Consider the following 20,416-nt stretch of genomic DNA (forward strand, 5'->3'; position numbering starts at 1 on the left):
CCCGCTGGCGACAAATCCGCCAAGCGTTCCCGCTATTCGACCAACACCTTGCGCAAAGCTATGCGCCAGGCCCGTCTGCGCCTAGGGCAAGGCAATATTTGCGGGTCGCGCATGACGATCCCGCTTGACGCAAGGCAACCGGCCCAACATGACCGCGACGATGAACGATACGCCCGAACATTCCCCGGAAAGCGCCGGTCCCGCCGCAACCACCCGCGACCCGGCCGCCGAAATTGCCGCCCAGATCGCGCGCGGTGCCAAGCCGGCCAAGCCAAAGGAAGATGAAAACTTTTTCGTCTTTCTGATCAAGCTCGTGCTGATTGTCGGAATTTTCCGCAGCTTCATCTTTTCGCCGTTCAACATTCCATCCGAATCGATGCTGCCCCGGTTGGAAAACGGTGACTATCTGCTGGCAGCCAAGTGGCCCTATGGCTTTTCCAAATATTCGATGCCGTTCAGCCTGCCGCTGATCCCGGGCCGTGTGCTGGCGCATCAGCCGGCGCGCGGCGACGTGGTCATTTTCAAGGCACCGCCGGGCAACGATGTCGATTACATCAAACGCGTGATCGGCCTGCCCGGCGACACGGTGCAATTGAAGGGCGGCGTGGTCTGGCTGAACGGCAAACCCGTGCCCAAGGTAAAGCAGGATGATTTCGTCATCCGCATTTCACCCAATACAAATTGCGTATCGCCCGAATTTGAAGCGCTGGAAAAGGACGGCACCCCCAGTTGCCATTACCCGCAGTTCAAAGAAACGCTGCCCGAAGGCAAAAGTTATAACGTGCTCGACCTGGGCTATCGTCCGCAGGATGATACCCCGCCGGTAGTGGTGCCCGCCGATCGCCTGTTCATGATGGGCGACAACCGTGACAATTCGATGGATAGCCGGTTTGAGGCGCGGGAAGGCGGCGGGATCGGGCTGGTACCGCAGGAAAACCTGGTTGGCCGCGCCACCATCGTGATGTGGTCCACCGATGGCGGCGCCAACTGGTTCCTGCCGTGGACGTGGTTTACCGCCGCACGCTGGAACCGCATCGGGGGCATGTTCTGAGCGCCGCGCTCGACCCGGCCGCACGGCAATTCCTGATCGCGCTGACCGGGGTGGAACCGCTGAACGCAGCGCTGTGGCGCGAAGCGCTGACGCATGGATCATTGGGCGAAACGCCCGATTACCAGCGGCTGGAGTTTCTGGGCGATCGCGTGCTGGGGCTGTCGATCGCCGAATGGCTGTTTGGCGAAGGTGGCAGCAACGAAGGCAAGCTGTCACAACGCCTGAACGTGCTGGTCAGCCGCGAAACCTGCGCAGCGATCGCGCGCACCATCGGGCTGGCGCCGCATATCCGCATGGGCAAACAGGCGCGCGATGACGGCGGCGCCGACAGCGACAATATCCTGGGCGACGTGATGGAGGCGCTGATCGGCGCGCTGTTTGTCGAACGCGGGTTTACCGTGGCGCGCGATTTCGTGCGCCGCGCCTGGGCCCCGCCGATGGCGGCGGGCGCAGGCCAGCGCAAACACCCCAAGGCGGCGTTGCAGGAATGGGCAGCAGGCAACCGGCGCAAACCGCCGGTCTATGCGCTGGTCACGCGTGAGGGGCCGGATCATGCCGCCACCTTCACCGTTTCGGTCACCGTGGCCGGGGTGGGCGAAGTAAGCGCGCGCGGCACCAGCAAGCAGGAGGCGGAAACCGCCGCCGCCCGTGAATTCATGCAGCGTTTCGGCTAGGCCAGGTCACACGCCCCTGCCCTGCCATTCGCGCCTTTCCCGTTTTGATGATAAGATCGGTTTCATGTCAGACATTTCCCCCCCTATTGATCCCGCCATTTCGCCGCAGCATTGCGGGCTGGTTGCCATTCTGGGCGCGCCCAACGCGGGCAAATCGACGCTGGTCAACGCCCTGGTCGGCCAGAAAGTGGCGATCGTGTCGAACAAGGCGCAGACCACGCGCGCGCGCCTGATGGGCATCGCGATCGAGGCAGATACACAGATCATCCTGGTCGATACGCCCGGGCTGTTTGAACCGCGCCGGCGGCTGGACCGAGCGATGGTCAGCGCGGCCTGGGGCGGCGCAGAGGCCGCCGATGCGATCGTGCTGGTGGTCGATGCGCGCAAAAAGCGCCGCGAATACCTCGAACCGATCCTGACCACGCTGGCCACGCGCCCCGAACGCCGCATCCTGGTGCTCAACAAGGTCGATGCCACGCCAAAGGAACCGCTGCTGGTCGCCGCCGAAGAGCTGGTCGCGGCGGGCGGGTTTGACGAGGTGTTCTTTATCTCTGCGCTGACCGGCGACGGCGTGGCCGAATTGAAAACGCGGCTGGCGGCGCTGATGCCGCCCAGCCCCTGGCATTATCCCGAAGACCAGGTGTCGAATGCGTCGGAACGCCTGTTGGCCACCGAAATCACCCGCGAACAACTGTACCGCCAATTGCACGACGAACTGCCCTATGACAGCGCGGTCCGCCCCGAAAGCTATGCCGTGCGCGCCGACGGATCGATCGAGATCCACCAGCAGATCGTGATCGCGCGCGACAGCCAGCGCCCGATCGTGCTGGGCAAAGGCGGGTCGAAACTGAAATCAATCGGCGAAACCGCGCGCAAGGAACTGGCCAACCTGCTGGGCGCCAAAGTCCACTTGTTCCTCCACGTCAAAGTCGAGGAAAAATGGGCCGAAAGCCGCGATCTGTATGAAGAGATCGGGCTCGACTGGGTGCAGTGATTGGGGTTGTCCCAGGCGCCCAATGGGTTGGCCCATTTGGATGGAAGGTGTTCAAAGCTTTTCGTCATTCCAGATCAAGTCTGGAATGACGAATTAAATATAGTGGCGCTTGGTATTATGTCGCCGGTTTCTTCGCTGCGGGTTTCTTCGCAGCAGGTTTCTTGGCAGTAGGTTTTTTCGCCACCGGCTTTTTGGCGGCGGTTGCAGCACCCGCGCCGGCATCTTTCTTCGCCGGCGCCTTTTTCGCAGGCGCCTTTTTCGCCGGGGCCTTCTTTTTCCCCTTGGCAGGCGCGGCAGCGGCGCGGGCGTCGATCAGCGCGGCGGCTTCATCGATCGTCAGCGTGTCGGCGGTCTTGTCCTTGGGCAATGTCGCGTTGGTGGTGCCATCGGTAACATAGGCGCCATAGCGTCCCGCCATCAGCCGCACTTCCAGTCCTGATACGGGATGTGCCCCAACCACTTTCAATGGCTCGGTCGCTGTGCGCCCACCACGTGCGCCACCGCCGGCGGCGGCCTCGGCCAGCCGCACCACGGCAGCATTCATGCCGGTTTCAAACACTTCGGCGGTGTTGCGCAGGCGGCCATATTTGCCGTCATGCGCCAGATAAGGACCATAGCGGCCTATCGATGCGGTAATCGGTTTGCCGGATTCGGGATGCATGCCGATTTCGCGCGGCAGTGACAGCAGCTTCAGCGCCCAGTCCAGATCGAGCTCCGGAATGTCCTTGGGGATCGAGGCGCGCTTGGCTTCCTTGCCGTCGCCGAGCTGGACATAGGGCCCGAACCGCCCGCTGCGGCGCACCACGTCCTGACCGGTGACCGGGTCCTGGCCCAGCACGGCGTCTTCGGATGCGCCGCCCTCGGCATTGTCCTGCCCTTGCGCGAATTTGCGCGTGTATTTGCATTCGGGATAGTTGGAACAGGCGACAAACGCGCCATAGCGCCCGCCGCGCAGCGACAGACGGCCCACCGCGCATTTGGGGCACACGCGCGGATCGGTGCCATCTTCGCGCGGGGGAAACAGGTAATCGGACAGGAACACGTCCAGCTCGGCAGTCACCTCGCTGGGCTTGCGCTCCATCACTTCGTCAGACTTCGGCTTGAAATCGCGCCAGAACGCGGCGAGCACATCTTTCCACGCGGCGCGCCCGCCCGACACATCGTCCAGTTCCTCCTCCATCCCGGCGGTGAACTGATAGGCGACATAGCGGTCGAAAAAGCGTTCGAGAAACGCTGTCAACAACCGGCCGGATTCTTCTGCAAAGAAACGGTTTTTTTCCAGCCGCACATAATTGCGGTCCTTGATCACCTGGATCGTCGCGGCATAGGTCGATGGCCGGCCGATGCCCAGTTCTTCCAGCCGCTTCACCAAAGATGCCTCGGCATAACGTGGCGGTGGCTGGGTGAAATGCTGGATCGCCTCCACGCCATGCTTCTTTGGCAGATCGCCCGCGGCCATCGCCGGCAGGATGCCGCTGTCTTCATCGTCGGCGTCGGCCTTCTGGTCGCGCCCTTCTTCATAGACGGCCAAAAATCCGGGGAACCGCACCACCTGGCCGGTGGCGCGCAATTCGTGCTTGCCGGTGCCTTCGCCCAGCGAAACCGTGGTGCGTTCCAGCGCGGCAGAGGCCATCTGGCTGGCCAGCGCGCGTTTCCAGATCAGGTCATACAGCCGCGCTTCATCACCCGAACCATGCGTGGTGCGAGAAAAATCGACCGGCCGGATCGCTTCATGCGCTTCCTGAGCATTCTTCGCCTTGGTTTCGTAAATACGTGGTTTTTCGGGCAGATAATGCCCGTCATAGCGGCTGGAAATCACCCGCCGCGCGTCGGAAATGGCAGAACTGTCCATCTGCACGCCGTCGGTGCGCATATAAGTGATCGCGCCCGCCTCATACAGCGTCTGCGCCACACGCATGGTGTGGCTGGTGGAAAAGCCCAGCTTGCGCGCGGCTTCCTGTTGCAACGTCGATGTGGTGAACGGCGGCTGCGGGTTGCGCCGCATCGGCTTGGTTTCGACAGAGTCGACGCGGAACGTGGCCGCCTCTACCGTCGCCCTGGCTCGCTGCGCCACGCCTTCATCGCCCAGCGACAACCGGTCCAGCTTGTTGCCTTCAAATCGCACCAGCCGCGCGGTAAAGCCGGTGCCGGCATGTTCCAGTTTTGCCGCGACCGACCAGTATTCCTGGGTCTTGAACGCCTCAATCTCGCGCTCGCGCTCGACAATCAGCCGCAGCGCCACCGATTGCACGCGACCCGCCGATTTTGCCCCCGGCAATTTGCGCCACAGCACCGGCGACAGCGTAAAGCCGAACAGGTAATCGAGCGCACGCCGCGCCAGATAGGCATCGATCAGGTCCTGATCCAGCGCACGCGGCGCGGCCATTGCCGCCAGCACGGTGGCCTTGGTAATGGCGTTGAAGGTGACCCGCTGCACGTCCTTTGGCAGCGCCTTGCGCTTGGCCAGCAATTCGCGCACGTGCCACGAAATCGCCTCACCCTCACGATCGGGGTCGGTGGCCAGGATCAGGCGATCGGCAGTTTTGGCCGCATCGGTGATCGCCTTTATCCGCGCGGCCTTGTCACCATAGATTTCCCAATCCATCGCAAACGCGTCATCGGGGCGAACCGAACCATCCTTTGGCGGCAGGTCGCGCACGTGGCCATAGGACGCGAGCACCTTAAAGCCCGGTCCCAGATACTTCTCTATGGTCTTGGCTTTGGCGGGGGATTCTACGATGACCAATTGCATGGGGCGGCGCCAACTGTCCTGAATAGAGTGCGCACCTTACGTGTGCACGCACGAGGGTGGAGACAACCCCGCACCGCCGTCAAGCAGTTCTAGGCGCCAAACGCAACCGTGCTGACCCGCCCCCCGGCATGGCGCGCCAGACGACCGGCCAATTCCAGATCGAGCAAAGCGTTCTGCACCACGCCCGGCGCGGCCCCGCTCTGGCGGATCAATTCATCGACCGTGACCGGCGCGGTGCCCAGCAGCGCGGCGATCTGCGCGACCACGTCACCGGCTGGCGCGTCTCCCGCGCCTTCGTTCTGCGCGCCAGCATAATCGCCGAGCGCGCCATCGCGAAAGGTGGATCGCGCGGTGCCCTGAAATGTATCGACCAGTTCGGCGATGTCATCGGCGCTCTGCACCAGGATCGCACCTTCGCGAATCAGGCGGTTGCAGCCGTGCGCGCGTGCGTCGAGCGGCGATCCCGGCACCGCCATGACCTCTCGCCCGAATTCGCCGGCCAGCCTTGCCGTGATCAGCGACCCGGATTTGGGCGCGGCCTCTACCACCACGGTCCCGGCGGCCAGCCCGGCGATGATGCGGTTGCGCGATGGGAAATGGCGCGCCTGCGGCTCGATCCCCGGCGCCATCTGCGCCACCAGCAGACCTTCGGCGGCAATCCGTTCCTGCAGTGCGGCATGTTCGGGCGGATAGACCACGTCAATGCCGCCCGCGATCACCGCGATCGTGCCGCCGTCGTGCACAGCGCCATCGCCCGCGGCCAGCGCGCCATGGTGCGCCGCCGCATCGATCCCGCGCGCCAGCCCGGAAATCACCGCAAAACCGCGCGCGGCCAGCGCAGCGGCGAAATCGCGCGCCAGCCGCACCGCCCCGGCAGAGGCATTGCGCGCGCCGACAATCGCCACCCCCGGTTGATCAAACAGCGCCAGATTGCCGCGCACGCTCAACACCGGCGGCGGCTGATCGGCGGCCAGCAATGCCAGCGGATAATGGCCATCATCATGAAACACCAGCCGCGCACTGCAGCGTGCCAGTGCGGCAAATTCATCCTCGATCTGCGCGGCCGGCGCCAGGCGATAGGCGGCGCCACCGCGCGCGGCCAGATCGGGCACCGCGGGTAGCGCAGCCACCGCGCTGCCAAACCGGGTGAGCAAGTGATAAAACGTCACCGGGCCAATGTTGGGGGACCGCAGCAAGCGTACACGCGCGAACTGTTCTGCGGCATCCGGCCCTTCGACGTGTGCGCGGTTCACTTGGGCGCACCGACGCGCGGCTCGGTCCCGGCGCGCAGCCGGGCGATGTTGGCGCGGTGCAGCCACAGCACCAGCACTGCCAGCGGCCACAGCGCACGCGCATCATTGACATGCCCGATCGCCAGCGCGGCCAGCGGCGCCGCAACTGCTGCAGATATCCCGCTGAGCGAGGAGATGCGCGTGATCGCCAGCATGCCCAGCCACACCACCGCATAGGCCAGCCCGATCGGCCAGGCGAGCGCCAGCGACACCCCCATCAGCGTGGCCACGCCCTTGCCCCCGCGAAACCGCAGCCACACCGGGTAACAATGCCCGATCACCACCGCGCCCGCCGCCACATGTTCATACCCCGGCCACAGCGCGCGCACCACGCACACCGCCGTCGCACCCTTGGCCAGATCGAGCAGCAGTGTCGCCGCCGCCAGCCCCTTGCGCCCGGTGCGCAGGACGTTGGTCGCGCCGATATTGCCCGATCCGATGGCGCGCAGGTCCCCCGCCCCGCCCAGCCGCGCCAGGATCAGCCCGAACGGGATCGACCCCAGCAGATAGGCCAGACCCGCGACGACCAGCGCCAGTTGCAGCGTTTTATCGATCACCCGATTGTCCCCCGGCGCAGGTATGGGCCTGTGCAGCACCCGTACTAACGGCCACCGTGGGTAAAAGGGAGGGGGCATCTGGATGTTTTTGCCCATGATGCCCATAGCAGGCATCAACCATGCCGATTACCCCCGACCAACCCATCCTGATGTTCGATTCCGGCGTGGGCGGGCTGTCGGTGCTGCGCGCGCTGCGCCGGGTGCTGCCCCAGGCGCCGGTCATCTATGTCGCCGACAATGCCGGGCTGCCCTATGGCGGCAAGACCGAGGCGGAGATTGCCGCGCGGGTGTCGGGCCTGCTGGGCCGGATGACCGAACGGCTGCGGCCCCGTTTGGTGTGCATCGCGTGCAACACCGCTTCGACGATCGCGCTGGCCGCCGTGCGCGATGTGCTGGAAGTGCCGATTGTCGGCACCGTCCCCGCGATCAAACCTGCTGCCGGCATGACCCGCACCGGGGTGATCGGGCTGCTGGGGACCGAAGCGACCATCCGCCAGGGCTATGTTGACCGGCTGCAGGCGGAATTTGCCCATGACAAAACGCTGCTGCGCCATGCTGCGCCCGATCTGGTGACCGCGGCAGAGGCGATGATGCGCGGGGGCGATGACGCTGGCGGCGCGGCACAGCGGGCGGCGGCGGCGCTCCGCGCGATGCCGGGTGGCGACACGATCGATACGGTGGTGCTGGCCTGCACCCATTTTCCGCTGATGATCGACGATCTGGCCGCCGCGTTCGGACCCGGCGTGCGGTTTATCGACGGCGCCGACGGCATCGCCCGGCGGATTGCGCACCTGACCGACGGACAGCCGTTTGCGCGCAGCGTGCCCGATCAGGCGCTGTTTACGCGCGATGACCCGGGCCTGATTGCGCTGGCCCCCGCGCTCGCCCGCGCCGGGCTGGACCATACCGTCATTTTCTGACGCCATGCTGACAGGGCCACGGGTGGGACAAAATGCCATAGGGGGCAATGGGCGAAACCGGGTGGCAATCGCGTAAAAACAGGACTATGGCGCGCACCACGCCAGCGTTGTGGGACCGGCAAAACAGACGTGCCGCAGGCGCAAAAACCGCCTTCGACGTGGGGTAAAGGAGCCTCAGGTGAATTACGAGCAGGTGTTTGACAGCGCGATCGACCGGCTTCATTCCGAAGGCCGCTACCGGGTGTTCATCGATATCCTGCGCAACAAGGGCGCGTTTCCCAACGCGCGCTGTTTTGCCGGGCACAACGGGCCCAAACCGATCACGGTGTGGTGTTCCAACGATTACCTCGCCATGGGGCAGCACCCCGCGGTGATCGCCGCGATGGAAGAGGCGCTGCACGATGTCGGCGCCGGGTCGGGCGGCACCCGCAATATCGGTGGCAACACGCATTACCACATCGATCTGGAACACGAACTGGCCGACCTGCATGGCAAGGACGCCGCGCTGCTGTTCACATCGGGCTATGTGTCCAACGATGCGACATTGTCGACGCTGGCCAAAATCCTGCCCGGCTGCGTGATCTTTTCCGATGCGCTGAACCATGCCTCGATGATCGCCGGTATTCGCAATTCGGGCGCGGAAAAGCGCGTGTTCCGCCACAACGACGTCGCCCATCTGGAAGAATTGCTGGCCGCCGAAGACCCCGCCGTGCCCAAGCTGATCGCGTTTGAAAGCGTCTATTCGATGGATGCCGACATCGCGCCGATCCATGCGATCTGCGACCTGGCGGAAAAATACAACGCGCTGACCTATATCGACGAAGTCCACGCGGTCGGTATGTATGGTGCGCGCGGCGGTGGCATTTCCGAACGCGACGATGCCGCGCACCGCATCGACATCATCGAAGGCACGCTGGGCAAGGCGTTTGGCGTGATGGGTGGCTATATCGCCGCCGACCGCCGCATTATCGATGTCATCCGGTCCTACGCGCCGGGCTTTATCTTTACCACGTCGTTGTCGCCGGTGCTGGTCGCCGGCGTGCTGGCGGCGGTGCGCCATCTGAAATCATCCTGTGTGGAACGTGATGCGCAGGCCGAGGCTGCCGCGACGATGAAGACGCTGTTTGCCGACGCCGGCCTGCCGGTCATGCCATCGACCACACATATCGTGCCGCTGATGGTGGGTGACCCGGTGCGCGCCAAAAAGGTCAGCGATATCCTGCTGGCCGAATATGGCGTCTATGTGCAGCCAATCAATTTCCCCACCGTGCCGCGCGGCACCGAACGCCTGCGCTTTACCCCCGGGCCACAGCACACGCACGCGATGATCGTCGATCTGACCGCTGCGCTGGTGGAAATCTGGCAGCGGCTGGAACTGGAAAAGCGCCGCGCCGCCTGACCGGGTCGCAACAGGCCCGCTTTGCAGCGGCAACGCCACTGGCATCACAGCGATCTGCGCGAACGGCTGTGTCGTGTTTTGCGCCTCTCTGTGACCTAAACGCAACAGTCAAATCTTCCAGAACGCCGGGGAAACCGCGGTTTTTCCGCCAATCACTAAAGATAGTGTAGACGCCCTGACACAAAGGGAAGGTCGGTTTTCGACAAATTTGTTGCACTGCGGGTGCACAGGCTGTTTTATGGCCGTAACGACAATCCAATGGGGGCTTCCATGTCATCGTTCTCCAATCGCCGCCACGCCCTGCGCGTTGCAGTGTCCGGCTTTGCCCTTGCGGCATTCGCACCGAATATCGCGCTGGCCGATGCGCCGGCACCCGCGCCTGCCGCAGAGCAGGCTGCCGCGCCAGAGGCGCCAGCCGCCACCGACATTGTTGTCACCGGCACGCGCGTGCGCCGTCCCGATTACAACACCGCCAGCCCGGTGGTGTCATTCGGCAGCGCGCTGCTGCAGCAGTCCGGCACGGTCAACTTCACCGATTTCCTGACCTCGCTGCCCGCATTGCTCAATTCATCGGGCGCTTATGCCAACTCGGGCGATCGCGCCGGGATCGGTACGACCGGGCTCAATCTGCTCAACCTGCGCAACCTCGGCACCGATCGCACGCTGGTGCTGATCGATGGCCGCCGCCATGTGTCGGGCCTCGAAGGATCACAGTCGGTCGATATCAGCACCATTCCCGAAGACCTGGTGGAACGCACCGACATTCTGACCGGCGGCGCATCGGCAATTTATGGCGCCGACGCGGTGACCGGTGTGGTCAACTTTGTGCTGAAAAAGAATTTTGACGGTCTGACCGTCCGCGCCCAGTCCGGCATCAGCAAATATGGTGACAACGGCAACCGCCTGGTCGCGGCAACCTGGGGCAAGAACTTTGCCGGCGGTCGCGGCAATATCGCGCTGTCGTATGAATACAGCGGCGAAGATGAACTGACCAGCCACCAGCGTTCCGAATATACCGGGCCCGCTGCAATCGGGTTTTTTCGCAATCCCGATTATCACGCGGGCACTGCCGGGTCGTATTCCCGCATCCCGCTGGATAATGTTTCCTACGGCCTGACATCACGCAAGGGCGCGGTGAACATCCTGGATGGTGACTATCCGTCGTTCAACGGGCTGGGTCAGCCCTACAACCTTGGCACGACGCTGCCCGGCGGTTATTCGCGCAACAGCGAGGATACGCTGGTATCGGATTATGCCAACGATTTGCGGCCTCGGGTTGATCGTCACATCGTCAACGTACTCGGTCATTATGACGTTTCGCCGGCGTTGAAGTTTTATTTCGAAGGTAAATACGCCAAAACCAAGAGCTATTCGCTAGCGCAGCCGACCTTCGATTATAACCTGCCGATCAGGACGGACAATCCGTTTATGCCGGCGTCGATCCGCGGTGCTGCGGCTGATAACGGCATGGACCATGTCCAGATCACGCGCGACAACTTTGACCTGGGCCAGCGTGGCGAAAGCATCAAACGCGAAACGTTCCGCACTGTTATCGGCGCGCGCGGTGAACTGGGCAGCAGCCTGCATTACGACGTGAGCTATGTATTCGGTCAGACCAATGTGACCACCCACTTCATCAACGATCGCTATACCGACCGTTGGCTGGCAGCGATTGACGCGGTCAACGGCCCCGATGGCAAACCCACCTGCCGCGTGAACGTCGATCCGACCGACGCGGCGGCTGCAGTATCGTTCAAACCCGGCGCCTGCGTCCCGTTCAACGTGTTTGGCGAAGGCGTGGCCAGCAAGGCATCGATCGACTTCATTCGCGCCGCCACGACCGAACACACTCGCCAGGTGCAGCATGTGGCATCGGGTTCGCTGTCGGGCGACACGCACAGCTTCTTCAATCTGCCAGGTGGGCCGGTCAGTTTTGCGGTCGGTTCCGAATTTCGCTGGGAATCGTCGACGTTCGTTCCAGACCAGCTTGAGGTGAAGGGCCTGACATTCAGCAACGTGCTGAACCCGTCGCATGGGTCCTATTCGGTCAAGGAAGCGTTTGGCGAGCTTGACCTGCCACTGATACACAACAAGCCGTTCTTTGAAGTGCTTGATTTTTCGGCCGCAGCGCGCGTGTCCGATTACACAAGCACCGGGACGAGCACGACGTGGAAGTTTGACGGCACCTGGGCGCCAATCCGCGATATCAAGTTCCGCGGCACGCTGTCGCGTTCGGTACGGTCACCCAACATCAGCGAACTGTACGGTGCGAAGTCACAGACTTTCTTCTTCTTTGACGATCCCTGCATTGTGTCCAACCGGACGCTGGGCAAGCCGCCGCGCGCGGCCAACTGTCAGGCGCTGCTGGCACAATCCGGCCTGACCCCGGCACAGATTGCCAAGTTCGATGATACACGCTCGGTCAACATTGCCGGTACGCAGGGTGGCAATGGCGCGCTCCGTCCGGAAGTGGCCAATACCTGGACCGCTGGCGTTGTGCTGCAACCCAGCTTTACGCCCGGCTTGTCGGTGTCGTTCGACTGGTACAACATCAAGATCAAGCAGGCGATCAACACGGTTGATCCACAGCAACTCGCGGATCTGTGCGTCGATCAGCAGACCATCGACAACCCGTTCTGCAAAGCGATCATCCGCGCACCGGGCACTGGCCTGATATCCGATTATGCGTTGCAGCCGCAGAACGTCGCCAGCTTCCAGACTGCCGGGCTTGACATCAACCTTGATTATCATGTGTCGGTCAAGAAGTTCGGTACAGTCTTTGCCAAAATTGTCGGCAACTATCTGAACAAGCTGACGACGGTCGGTACCCCCGGGGCTGCCCCAACCGACGAACTCGCGCAGTACAAGTACACCTCACCCAAGTATCAGTTCTACACCAACGTCGGGTTCAACACTGGCAATTTCACGTTCGATTATAGCTGGTCCTGGTTTGACAAGACCCAGCGCTACACGCCAGACAAGTTGGCCGGTAACCCCAACTACGTCGCGCCGCAATATGTGTGGGTCAAGGCGCGCTCGGTCCACAACATCTACGCCAGCGTCGACGTGGAAAAGAACTTCACGTTCTACGGCGGTGTGACCAACATCCTCAACCAGAAGCCGGATCTGGGTTTCAACTCCTATCCGACCGAGGCAATTGGCCAGTCGTTCTTTATCGGCGCCAAGGTCAAGTACTGATCCGACTGTACCCCGGCCGCACATGCGTTGTGCGGCCGGGTTTTCTTTGTCCCCCTTGCGCAGGGCAGCATTCAGTTTAATCACCTGATTAAGTCAGGGGAGAACATGATGCCGACCAATTCCGCCACCACAAGCGCGACGTATGACGATGTCGTGGTGGGCCGCCGCAGCATTCGCGGATTTCTGGACAAACCGGTGCCACGCGCGCTGATCGAAGAGGTGCTGGCGCTGGCGATGCGCGCACCATCCTCGCTCAATACCCAGCCTTGGAATTTCAGCGTGGTGACCGGCGCGCCGCTCGACGCCATTCGTGCCGAAAACGCCCGCCGCAACCTGGCCGGCGTGCCTGAATCGCGCGAATTCCGGAAATTTGAGGTTTACGCCGGGCAGCACCGCGAACGCCAGGTCGAAATCGCCAAGCAGTTGTTCGCAGTGATGGGCATCGCGCGCGAAGACAAGGACGCGCGGCTCGATTGGGTGCTGCGCGGGTTTCGCCAGTTCGATGCGCCGGTGTCGATTGTCGTCACCTATGACCGCGCGCTGTTTGGTGGCGACATCGCGCCGTTTGATTGCGGGGCGGTCACCACCGCGCTGGTCAACGCCGCGTGGTCACGCGGCCTGGGCTGCGTGATCAACAGCCAGGGCATCATGCAAAGCCCGGTGGTGCGCGAACATGCGCAAATCCCCGAAGATCAGGTGATCATGATTTGCGTCGCCATGGGCTGGCCCGATGAAACGTTTCCGGCCAACACGGTGGTGAGCAACCGCAAATCGGTGGCAGAAGCCGCCCGGTTCGTGGGGTTTGCGGACTGAAGCTGTGGTTGTTGCATAGCCCTCCCCCTCAGGGGGAGGGTTGGGTGGGGGTGTCCTACGCTGGAGATTTATGCGCGGTCATTGCAGACGGCGCACACCCTTCCCCAACCCCTCCACTGAGGGGAGGGGCCAAGGATACTCAGCGCAGCGACACTACGTTGTCGCTGACACGCGGGTCGCGGCGGGTGCCGCAGTATTGGCTGGCCATCGGTTCGTCGGTCACTTCGCAGATCACGTTGGCCTCAAACCCGTTGAACGCGGTTTTCATCGCCGCGCCATAGGCACCCAGCATACCGATTTCGATGTAGTCACCCGCGCCAATATCGGCGGGAAGATCGAATGGCCCCGCCATATGGTCCATATCGTCACACGTAGGCCCATAGAAGCTGAACGGCACGGTTTCCGCGGTAGAGGCATTGTCACGCAGCAGCCGCACCGGAAAGCGCCAGCCGACATGCGCGGCATCAAACAGCGCGCCATAGGCGCCGTCGTTGATATACAGTTCGTTGTCGCGGCGGCGTTCAACGCGCACCACGATCGAATTGTATTCTGCCGACAGCGCACGGCCCGGTTCGCACCACAATTCGGCCGAATAGGACACCGGCAGCGATTCATACGTGCGATCGATCAGCGCGAAGAAATCTTCGAGCGGGGGCGGTTCCATGCCCGGATAGATCGACGGGAACCCGCCGCCGACATCGATAATATCGACCGTGACCGATGCATCGACAATCGCCGCACGCACCTTTTCCAGCGCAGTGACAAACGCGAACGGGGTCATCGCCTGGCTGCCGACGTGAAAACAGATGCCCAGGCAATCGGCCAGCTGCCGCGTTGCCTGCAACAGGTCGCGCGCATCGGCCAGCTCGCAGCCGAATTTCGACGCCAGGCTCAACTCCGAATATTCCGACGACACGCGCAAACGCACGCACAGCGTCAGGTCGGTCGGTTCGACGCCGTCATTGGCTGCGGTGGTGGCGGCACGGATCTTGTCCAGTTCCTCGATCGTGTCCAGGCTGAACGTGCGCACGCCGTGGTCGCGATAGGCCTCGACAATCGCCGCCACCGATTTGACCGGGTGCATGAAGCACAGCGTGGCGTGGGGCAACAGCCCGCGCACCAGCCGCGTTTCGCCGATCGAGGCGACGTCATAATGGGTGACGCCCGTGTCCCACAGCACCTTGATCAGGTCGGGAGACGGATTGGCCTTTACCGCATAGAGCGTCTTGCCCGGAAACTTCTGAACAAAGAAGCGGGCAGCACGCGCAGCAGCATGCGGGCGGTTGAGAATGGCAGGTTGGTCCGGCGCAGTGGCGCGGACTACGGCCAACGCATCAAGATAATGGTGCAACTCAAGGGACCCCCAAAACAAATTTGTTGAACAAGGCTGCCTTGCGGTTTGGAAGTCCCCATGGGGCAGCGAGGTGCGTAAATAGCCCCCCCTCCCCGAACTTCAAGTGATAAATGGGGACAATCGCAAATCTGTCACACGAATGAAACATACGGGGCCGTCACCCGCGCAAATGCCGCCCGATCGCCTGCCACATCGGGATCGATACCGGATCATTGCCGGCGTTGCCCGCCACCGGGTGCGACCCGAACCGCGCGATCACCAGATCGGCCGCTGGCGCGACCCACAGCGCCTGCCCGTGGATACCGCGCGCGGTAAACGCGCCATCATCAGCGTGGCTGTGCCACCACTGGCTGCCATAGCTCCACCCCGGCAGGGACGGGTAATGCGGGGTGTCAAACTGCGCCGGGTCTCCGCCCAGCCGGATCGCGGCGATCGCCTGCGCTGGCACCAACCCCTGCCCGTCCTGGCGAATCATCTCGCCAAACCGCGCCAGGTCTTCCAGCCGCAGGCACAGCCCGCCGCCCGCAAACGGCGTACCGATCGAATCGACCATCACATCGGCATCGTGCAGCCCCAGCGGCGCCCAGAACCGTTCGGACAGGTTGGTGGCAAACGCCTTGCCGGTAATCCGTGTGATGATCCAGTTCAGCACATCGGTATTGCAGGTGCGATAGGTGAATGCCTGGCCATGATCACCATTCGCGCCGATCCCGCACAGAAACGACCACATATCGCGCGGGCCGGTGTAATCGGGTGCGGGCGGCACAAACCCGACCGCCGCGCTATAGGCGCCGATGCCCGATTTGGGATCGGTGTATTCCTCGCTGAAATCGACCCCGGTGGTCATGTCCATCACCTGGCGCACGGTGGCATTGCCAAACCCGCTGCCCGCCAGTTCGGGCACATAGGCAGCGACCGGCGCTGCAGGATCAAGCCGACCCTCTGCCACCAGCGATGCGGCGATCGTGCCGACAAAGCTTTTGGTGACGGAAAAGGCGATGTGGCGGGTTTCCGGCCCGGTCACCCCGAACCAGCGTTCAAAGATCACCTGGCCCTTGTGCACCACCAGCACGCCATCGGCATACGTCGCCAGCAGGCCCTGTTCGACCGTGATCGGCGTCGTGCTGTTCAGCGGGGTAAAGGTCAGCGCGCCCAGTGATTCGTCGATCGCGCGCGGCAGTGGCGCGGCATTGCCGCCCGCGACGCGCACCGTCGGAAGCAGTTCTCGGTAATGCGAAAACGCCCAGCGCGTGCGGGGAAAGCGCCAGTGATCGGTATTGCGCCACAGGATCTGCTTGTCTGCCGGCGGCGGAAACCCCTGCATCCAGCCCATTGTCACGGGATCGCTGGCAATCGCATCAGGCAGCGGGTCAGTCATCACATCTCTCCGGTTATGCCCGGACAGTGTGCCGTCACTTCACCACAACGCAAGGCCTTCACGACAGCCGGTCGCGGAAATCCTCGTAGGCAAAACTGCGCACACGTTCCAGCGCGTCGGTTTCGCTGTCCCACAGCCAGATCGACGGCAGCGGCACGCCGTTGAAGGTGGTGGTTTTCACCATCGAATAATGCGCCTGATCCAGAAACGCGAACCGCGCGCCGGGCACGCATGGCACCGGCAGCCGGTAATCGCCGATCACATCGCCGGCCAGGCACGATGGCCCGCCCAGCCGTACCGGATCATCGCCGCTGTCATCGCCGCGTTCACCCAGCATCGCCGGGCGATAGGGCGCCTCGATCACATCGGGCATGTGGCAGGTGGCGGAAATGTCGACCACCGCCAGCGGCATGCCATTGTCGCCGGTATCGAGCACACTGCCGACCAGAATGCCGGCATCCAGCGCCACCGCCTCACCCGGCTCCAGATAGATCTGGCAGCCGGTTTCGGCCTTTACGGACTTCAGAAAGGCAACCAGATCATCGCGCTGGTAATCGGCGCGCGTGATGTGGTGCCCGCCGCCGAAATTCAACCATTGCAGCTGCGCAAAATACGGCGCCAGCACGGGCCGCAGCGCATCCCAGGTTTCCACCAGCGGCGCCAGATCCTGTTCGCACAGGGTGTGGAAATGCAGGCCCGACACGCCGTGCAGATGCTCTGCCGTCAGCCGGTCGACCGGGAACCCCAGCCGCGAATGCGGGGCACACGGGTCATAGCGCGGCACTTCGCCGGTGGGATGCAGCGGGTTGATGCGCAGGCCCACGTCAAAACTGTCGCCGCGCACCCGCGCTGCCGCCAGCACATCGGCGAACCGCGCAATCTGCCCCGGCGAATTGAAGATCACATGGTCCGACAGCCGGCAGATTTCTGGCAAATCCGCCGCCTTGTACCCCGCGCAATAAGTGGCGATTTCACCCTGGTAATGCTCGGCAGCCAGCTTTGCTTCCCACAGACCCGACGTGCATACACCGTCCAGGTGGCTGCTGATCAGCGGGGCGACGCGCCACATGCTGAACGCCTTCAGCGCGGCCAGCATGGTTATGCCCGCAGCATCGCGCACATCGGCCAGAACGCGCAAATTGCGCCGCAGCGCCGCAGCGTCGACCACAAATGCCGGGCTATCCACCCGCGCCAGATCAAACCGGGCAAAGGCCCCCGGATCGCCCGCACGCGTTTCCATCAGAATGCCAGCGGCGCTTCAAGTTCCTTCACCTGCCACGGCAGGCCATGGGCATTGAGCATGTCCATGAACGGATCGGGATCAAGCTGTTCAATGTTGAACACCCCGGCCCCGCCCCACACGCCCTGCACCAGCAGCGCCGCGCCGATCATCGCCGGCACCCCGGTGGTATAGCTGATCGCCTGGTTGCCGGTTTCGGCATAGGCGTCTTCGTGGTCGCAGATGTTGTAGATATAAAACGTCTTTTCCACGCCATCCCTGGTGCCGGTAGCGATATCGCCGATATTGGTCTTGCCGCGCGTGGTCGCCCCCAGCGAGGCCGGTTCGGGCAGCACCGCCTTCAGGAATTGCAGCGGCACGATTTCCTGACCATTGTACATGACCGGATCGATCCGGGTCATGCCGACGTTCTGCAACACGGTCAGGTGGGTGATATAGGCATCGCCAAAGGTCATCCAGAACCGCGCGCGTTCCATTTCCGGGATGAACCGCGCCAGGCTTTCCAGTTCCTCGTGGTACATCAGGTACATGTTTTTCGGGCCGACCGCCTCGAAATCAAAATTCTGGCGCACGGTCAGCGCCGGGGTTTCCACCCATTCGCCCGCCGCCCAGTGGCGCGCCGGCGCGGTGACTTCGCGGATGTTGATTTCGGGGTTGAAATTGGTGGCAAACGCCTGGCCATGGTCACCGCCGTTGCAATCGAGGATGTCGAGCGTGCGGATCGTATCCAGCTTGTGCTTTTTCAACCACATCGCAAACACGCTGGTCACCCCGGGGTCGAACCCCGATCCCAGCAGCGCGGTCAGCCCGGCGGCAGCAAAGCGGTCCTGGTAATCCCACTGCCAGCGGTATTCGAACTTGGCCTGGTCGCGCGGTTCGTAATTGGCGGTGTCCATATAGTTGACGCCGGCGGCCAGGCACGCGTCCATCAGCGCCAGATCCTGATAGGGCAGCGCCAGATTGACCACCAGCACCGGCCGGATCGCCTGCAACAGCGCGGTAGTCGCAGGCACATCATCGGCATCGATCTGGTACGTGGCCACATCAACCCCGGTGCGTTCCTTGACCGACGCGGCAATCGCCTCACACTTTGCAACGGTGCGGCTGGCCAGCGCGATTTCGGTGAAAATGCCGGGGTTCATCGCCATTTTGTGAACCGCAACCGAACCGACGCCGCCAGCGCCAATGACAAGAACCTTGGCCATGGAAATTCTCCGGGATATCTGCAAAAAATTGCCCGCATATGGCAGGCCTGCCCGGCCGTTTAGGATATCGTGATGACAAACCCAAGTCCCCATTCCACGCAAGCGGCAATGCGGGCACCGACCCGTGCTGGCGTGCTGCGCGCGGCGGCCAAAATTGCCGTGCTGCTGCCGGCGACCCCGCTGTTGCCGCTGACCCTGCCCGGCGGGGCAACGGTGTGGGCAAAGGTGGAAAGCCTGCAACCGGTCGGCGCATTCAAGATTCGCGGCGGCTGGCACCGGCTGACCGATTTGTCGGCAGACGAACGCGCGCGCGGCGTCGTCGCGGTATCCAGCGGCAACCATGCGCAGGGTGTGGCGTGGGCCGCCGCGCGATTGGGGATTGCCGCCACGATCGTGATGCCCGCCGATGCGCCGCAGGTGAAACTGGCCGCAACGCGCGCGCTGGGGGCGGAAATCGTGCTGTATGACCGGCGCGGCGGCGAATCGCGCGATGCCGTCGCCGCTGCGCTGATCGCGGCCAGTGGCGCGGTGCTGGTCCATGCCTATGGCGACCCCTGGGTGATTGAGGGGCAAGGCAGCGCGGGAATCGAACTGATGGCGCAAATGGCAGCACAGGCAGGCGGTGCGCCGACGCGAATCGTGTGCCCGTGCGGCGGCGGCGGGCTGGCGTCGGGACTGGCGCTGGCGGTAGCGGAGGCGCAGATCGTGCCGGTCGAGCCCGAACATTGGGATGACGTCACCCGCAGCCTGGCCAGCGGGGTGATCCAGTCGGTGCCTGCCGATGCGCCCGTCACCGCCTGCGACGCGTTGCAAACCCCGGCCACCTTTCCCATCAATTTTGCGGTGATGCGGGCGCGGCGCATGGTCGGCGTCAGCGTGACCGAAGCGGAAGTGCGCACCGCGCAACGCCTTGCGTTCGATGCCCTGCATCTGGTGATCGAACCGGGCGGAGCCGCGGGGCTGGCCGCGCTGATCGCGGGCAAAGTGCCGGCCGATGGCCGCACCGCAGTGATCCTGTCGGGCGGCAATGTCGATCGCACCGCGTTTGCGCAGGTTATCGCCGGCGCGGATTGATTTTGACATTTGCGGCGACCCCTGCGCACACCTTTGCCAAAGCAAGCGTGGGGATCGAGGCAATGCATACAGTTACACACGGCGCAATGCTGGCCCCGGCGGCAGTGCTGGTGCTGTGGACCCTGGTCATGATGATGTGGGTCATGGTCACGCGCATCCCGGCCATGAGCAAGATACCGGGTATCGAAAAGGCGCCACCGGGTGGGCGCGGACAGGATCTGGAAGGCATTCTGCCGCCGCAGATCAACTGGAAATCACACAATTACACGCACCTGCTGGAACAGCCGACGCTGTTTTACGCGGCCGTGGTGATTTTGGCGCTGACCGGGGCGGGCACGGTCGATGTCGCGCTGGCGTGGGGTTATGTCGGTTTGCGCGTGGTGCATTCGCTGTGGCAGGCGCTGGTCAACCGCATTCCGGTGCGGTTTTTGCTGTTTCTGCTGTCCAGTCTGTGTCTGGTGGCGCTGGCGATCCGCGCTGCGGCCGCCTGTTTTGCAACTATGGGTTAGGGGGGG

The 20,416-nt window shown here is 63.2% G+C and carries 16 protein-coding genes; 9 read left to right on the plus strand and 7 right to left on the minus strand.

The features are described from left to right. Window positions 1–148 precede the first annotated feature (148 nt). The 3 genes from lepB (at window position 149) to era (ending at window position 2,719) form a co-directional block, all read left to right on the plus strand. A complete protein-coding gene (gene lepB, locus ABWP89_RS02590) occupies window positions 149–1,051 on the plus strand; it encodes a signal peptidase I (protein WP_353226979.1) in 903 nt (300 codons plus the stop codon). Continuing rightward, the gene (rnc, locus tag ABWP89_RS02595; RefSeq protein ID WP_502915218.1) at window positions 1,006–1,725 is read left to right on the plus strand and encodes a ribonuclease III; all 720 of its coding nucleotides are present in this window, start codon (window positions 1,006–1,008) and stop codon (window positions 1,723–1,725) included. Before lepB ends, rnc begins: the two co-directional genes overlap by 46 nt. 64 nt (window positions 1,726–1,789) lie before the next feature. Then, window positions 1,790–2,719 carry a GTPase Era gene (gene era / locus ABWP89_RS02600; protein ID WP_353226980.1) on the plus strand — a complete coding sequence of 310 codons (930 nt, stop codon included), beginning with the start codon at window positions 1,790–1,792 and terminating at the stop codon, window positions 2,717–2,719. Window positions 2,720–2,834: 115 nt separating this feature from the next. On the opposite strand, the gene topA is transcribed toward era, so the two are convergent. From topA to plsY, 3 genes are all read right to left on the minus strand, one after another. Next, on the minus strand, window positions 2,835–5,471 hold the full coding sequence (topA, locus tag ABWP89_RS02605; protein ID WP_353226981.1) for a type I DNA topoisomerase: 2,637 nt from the start codon (window positions 5,469–5,471) through the stop codon (window positions 2,835–2,837). Between the two features lie 89 nt (window positions 5,472–5,560). Then, window positions 5,561–6,724 (minus strand): DNA-processing protein DprA, encoded by a 1,164-nt coding sequence (gene dprA, locus ABWP89_RS02610; protein WP_353226983.1) that lies wholly within the window; start codon window positions 6,722–6,724, stop codon window positions 5,561–5,563. Next, window positions 6,721–7,305: a glycerol-3-phosphate 1-O-acyltransferase PlsY gene (gene plsY / locus ABWP89_RS02615; RefSeq protein WP_502915219.1), complete on the minus strand. Its 585-nt coding sequence runs from the start codon at window positions 7,303–7,305 to the stop codon at window positions 6,721–6,723. The genes dprA and plsY overlap by 4 nt, the downstream gene beginning before the upstream one ends. A 134-nt stretch (window positions 7,306–7,439) precedes the next feature. Here plsY and murI point away from each other — a divergent pair, with 134 nt between their 5' ends. From murI to ABWP89_RS02635, 4 genes are all read left to right on the plus strand, one after another. Further along, window positions 7,440–8,240 (plus strand): glutamate racemase, encoded by an 801-nt coding sequence (gene murI, locus ABWP89_RS02620; RefSeq protein WP_353226987.1) that lies wholly within the window; start codon window positions 7,440–7,442, stop codon window positions 8,238–8,240. A gap of 178 nt (window positions 8,241–8,418) precedes the next feature. Next, window positions 8,419–9,639, plus strand: coding sequence for a 5-aminolevulinate synthase (gene hemA / locus ABWP89_RS02625; protein WP_353226989.1), 1,221 nt, complete (start codon window positions 8,419–8,421; stop codon window positions 9,637–9,639). 270 nt (window positions 9,640–9,909) lie between these two features. Beyond that, window positions 9,910–12,837, plus strand: a complete 2,928-nt coding sequence (locus ABWP89_RS02630; RefSeq protein WP_353226991.1) for a TonB-dependent receptor plug domain-containing protein — start codon at window positions 9,910–9,912, stop codon at window positions 12,835–12,837. Between the two features lie 108 nt (window positions 12,838–12,945). Continuing rightward, entirely contained in the window at window positions 12,946–13,650 is a 705-nt protein-coding gene (locus ABWP89_RS02635; protein WP_353226993.1) for a nitroreductase, read from the plus strand. A gap of 139 nt (window positions 13,651–13,789) precedes the next feature. Here ABWP89_RS02635 and ABWP89_RS02640 read toward each other — a convergent pair whose 3' ends face one another. The 4 genes from ABWP89_RS02640 to ABWP89_RS02655 all read right to left on the minus strand — a co-directional run bounded on the left by ABWP89_RS02640 (window position 13,790) and on the right by ABWP89_RS02655 (window position 18,827). Then, window positions 13,790–15,001, minus strand: coding sequence for a type III PLP-dependent enzyme (locus ABWP89_RS02640; RefSeq protein WP_353226995.1), 1,212 nt, complete (start codon window positions 14,999–15,001; stop codon window positions 13,790–13,792). A gap of 160 nt (window positions 15,002–15,161) precedes the next feature. Then, window positions 15,162–16,382 carry a serine hydrolase domain-containing protein gene (locus tag ABWP89_RS02645; protein ID WP_353226997.1) on the minus strand — a complete coding sequence of 407 codons (1,221 nt, stop codon included), beginning with the start codon at window positions 16,380–16,382 and terminating at the stop codon, window positions 15,162–15,164. Window positions 16,383–16,440: 58 nt separating this feature from the next. Further along, complete coding sequence (locus ABWP89_RS02650; protein WP_353226999.1) at window positions 16,441–17,622, minus strand: carboxynorspermidine decarboxylase; 1,182 nt, start codon at window positions 17,620–17,622, stop codon at window positions 16,441–16,443. Then, complete coding sequence (locus ABWP89_RS02655; protein ID WP_353227001.1) at window positions 17,622–18,827, minus strand: saccharopine dehydrogenase family protein; 1,206 nt, start codon at window positions 18,825–18,827, stop codon at window positions 17,622–17,624. Before ABWP89_RS02655 ends, ABWP89_RS02650 begins: the two co-directional genes overlap by 1 nt. 108 nt (window positions 18,828–18,935) lie before the next feature. Here ABWP89_RS02655 and ABWP89_RS02660 point away from each other — a divergent pair, with 108 nt between their 5' ends. Both ABWP89_RS02660 and ABWP89_RS02665 read left to right on the plus strand, forming a co-directional pair. After that, a complete protein-coding gene (locus tag ABWP89_RS02660; protein ID WP_353227003.1) occupies window positions 18,936–19,901 on the plus strand; it encodes a threonine ammonia-lyase in 966 nt (321 codons plus the stop codon). 62 nt (window positions 19,902–19,963) lie between these two features. Continuing rightward, window positions 19,964–20,410: an MAPEG family protein gene (locus tag ABWP89_RS02665; RefSeq protein WP_353227005.1), complete on the plus strand. Its 447-nt coding sequence runs from the start codon at window positions 19,964–19,966 to the stop codon at window positions 20,408–20,410. Window positions 20,411–20,416 lie beyond the last annotated feature (6 nt).

Origin of the sequence: Novosphingobium sp., from assembly GCF_040398825.1 — a bacterium.
Lineage (GTDB): Bacteria > Pseudomonadota > Alphaproteobacteria > Sphingomonadales > Sphingomonadaceae > Novosphingobium.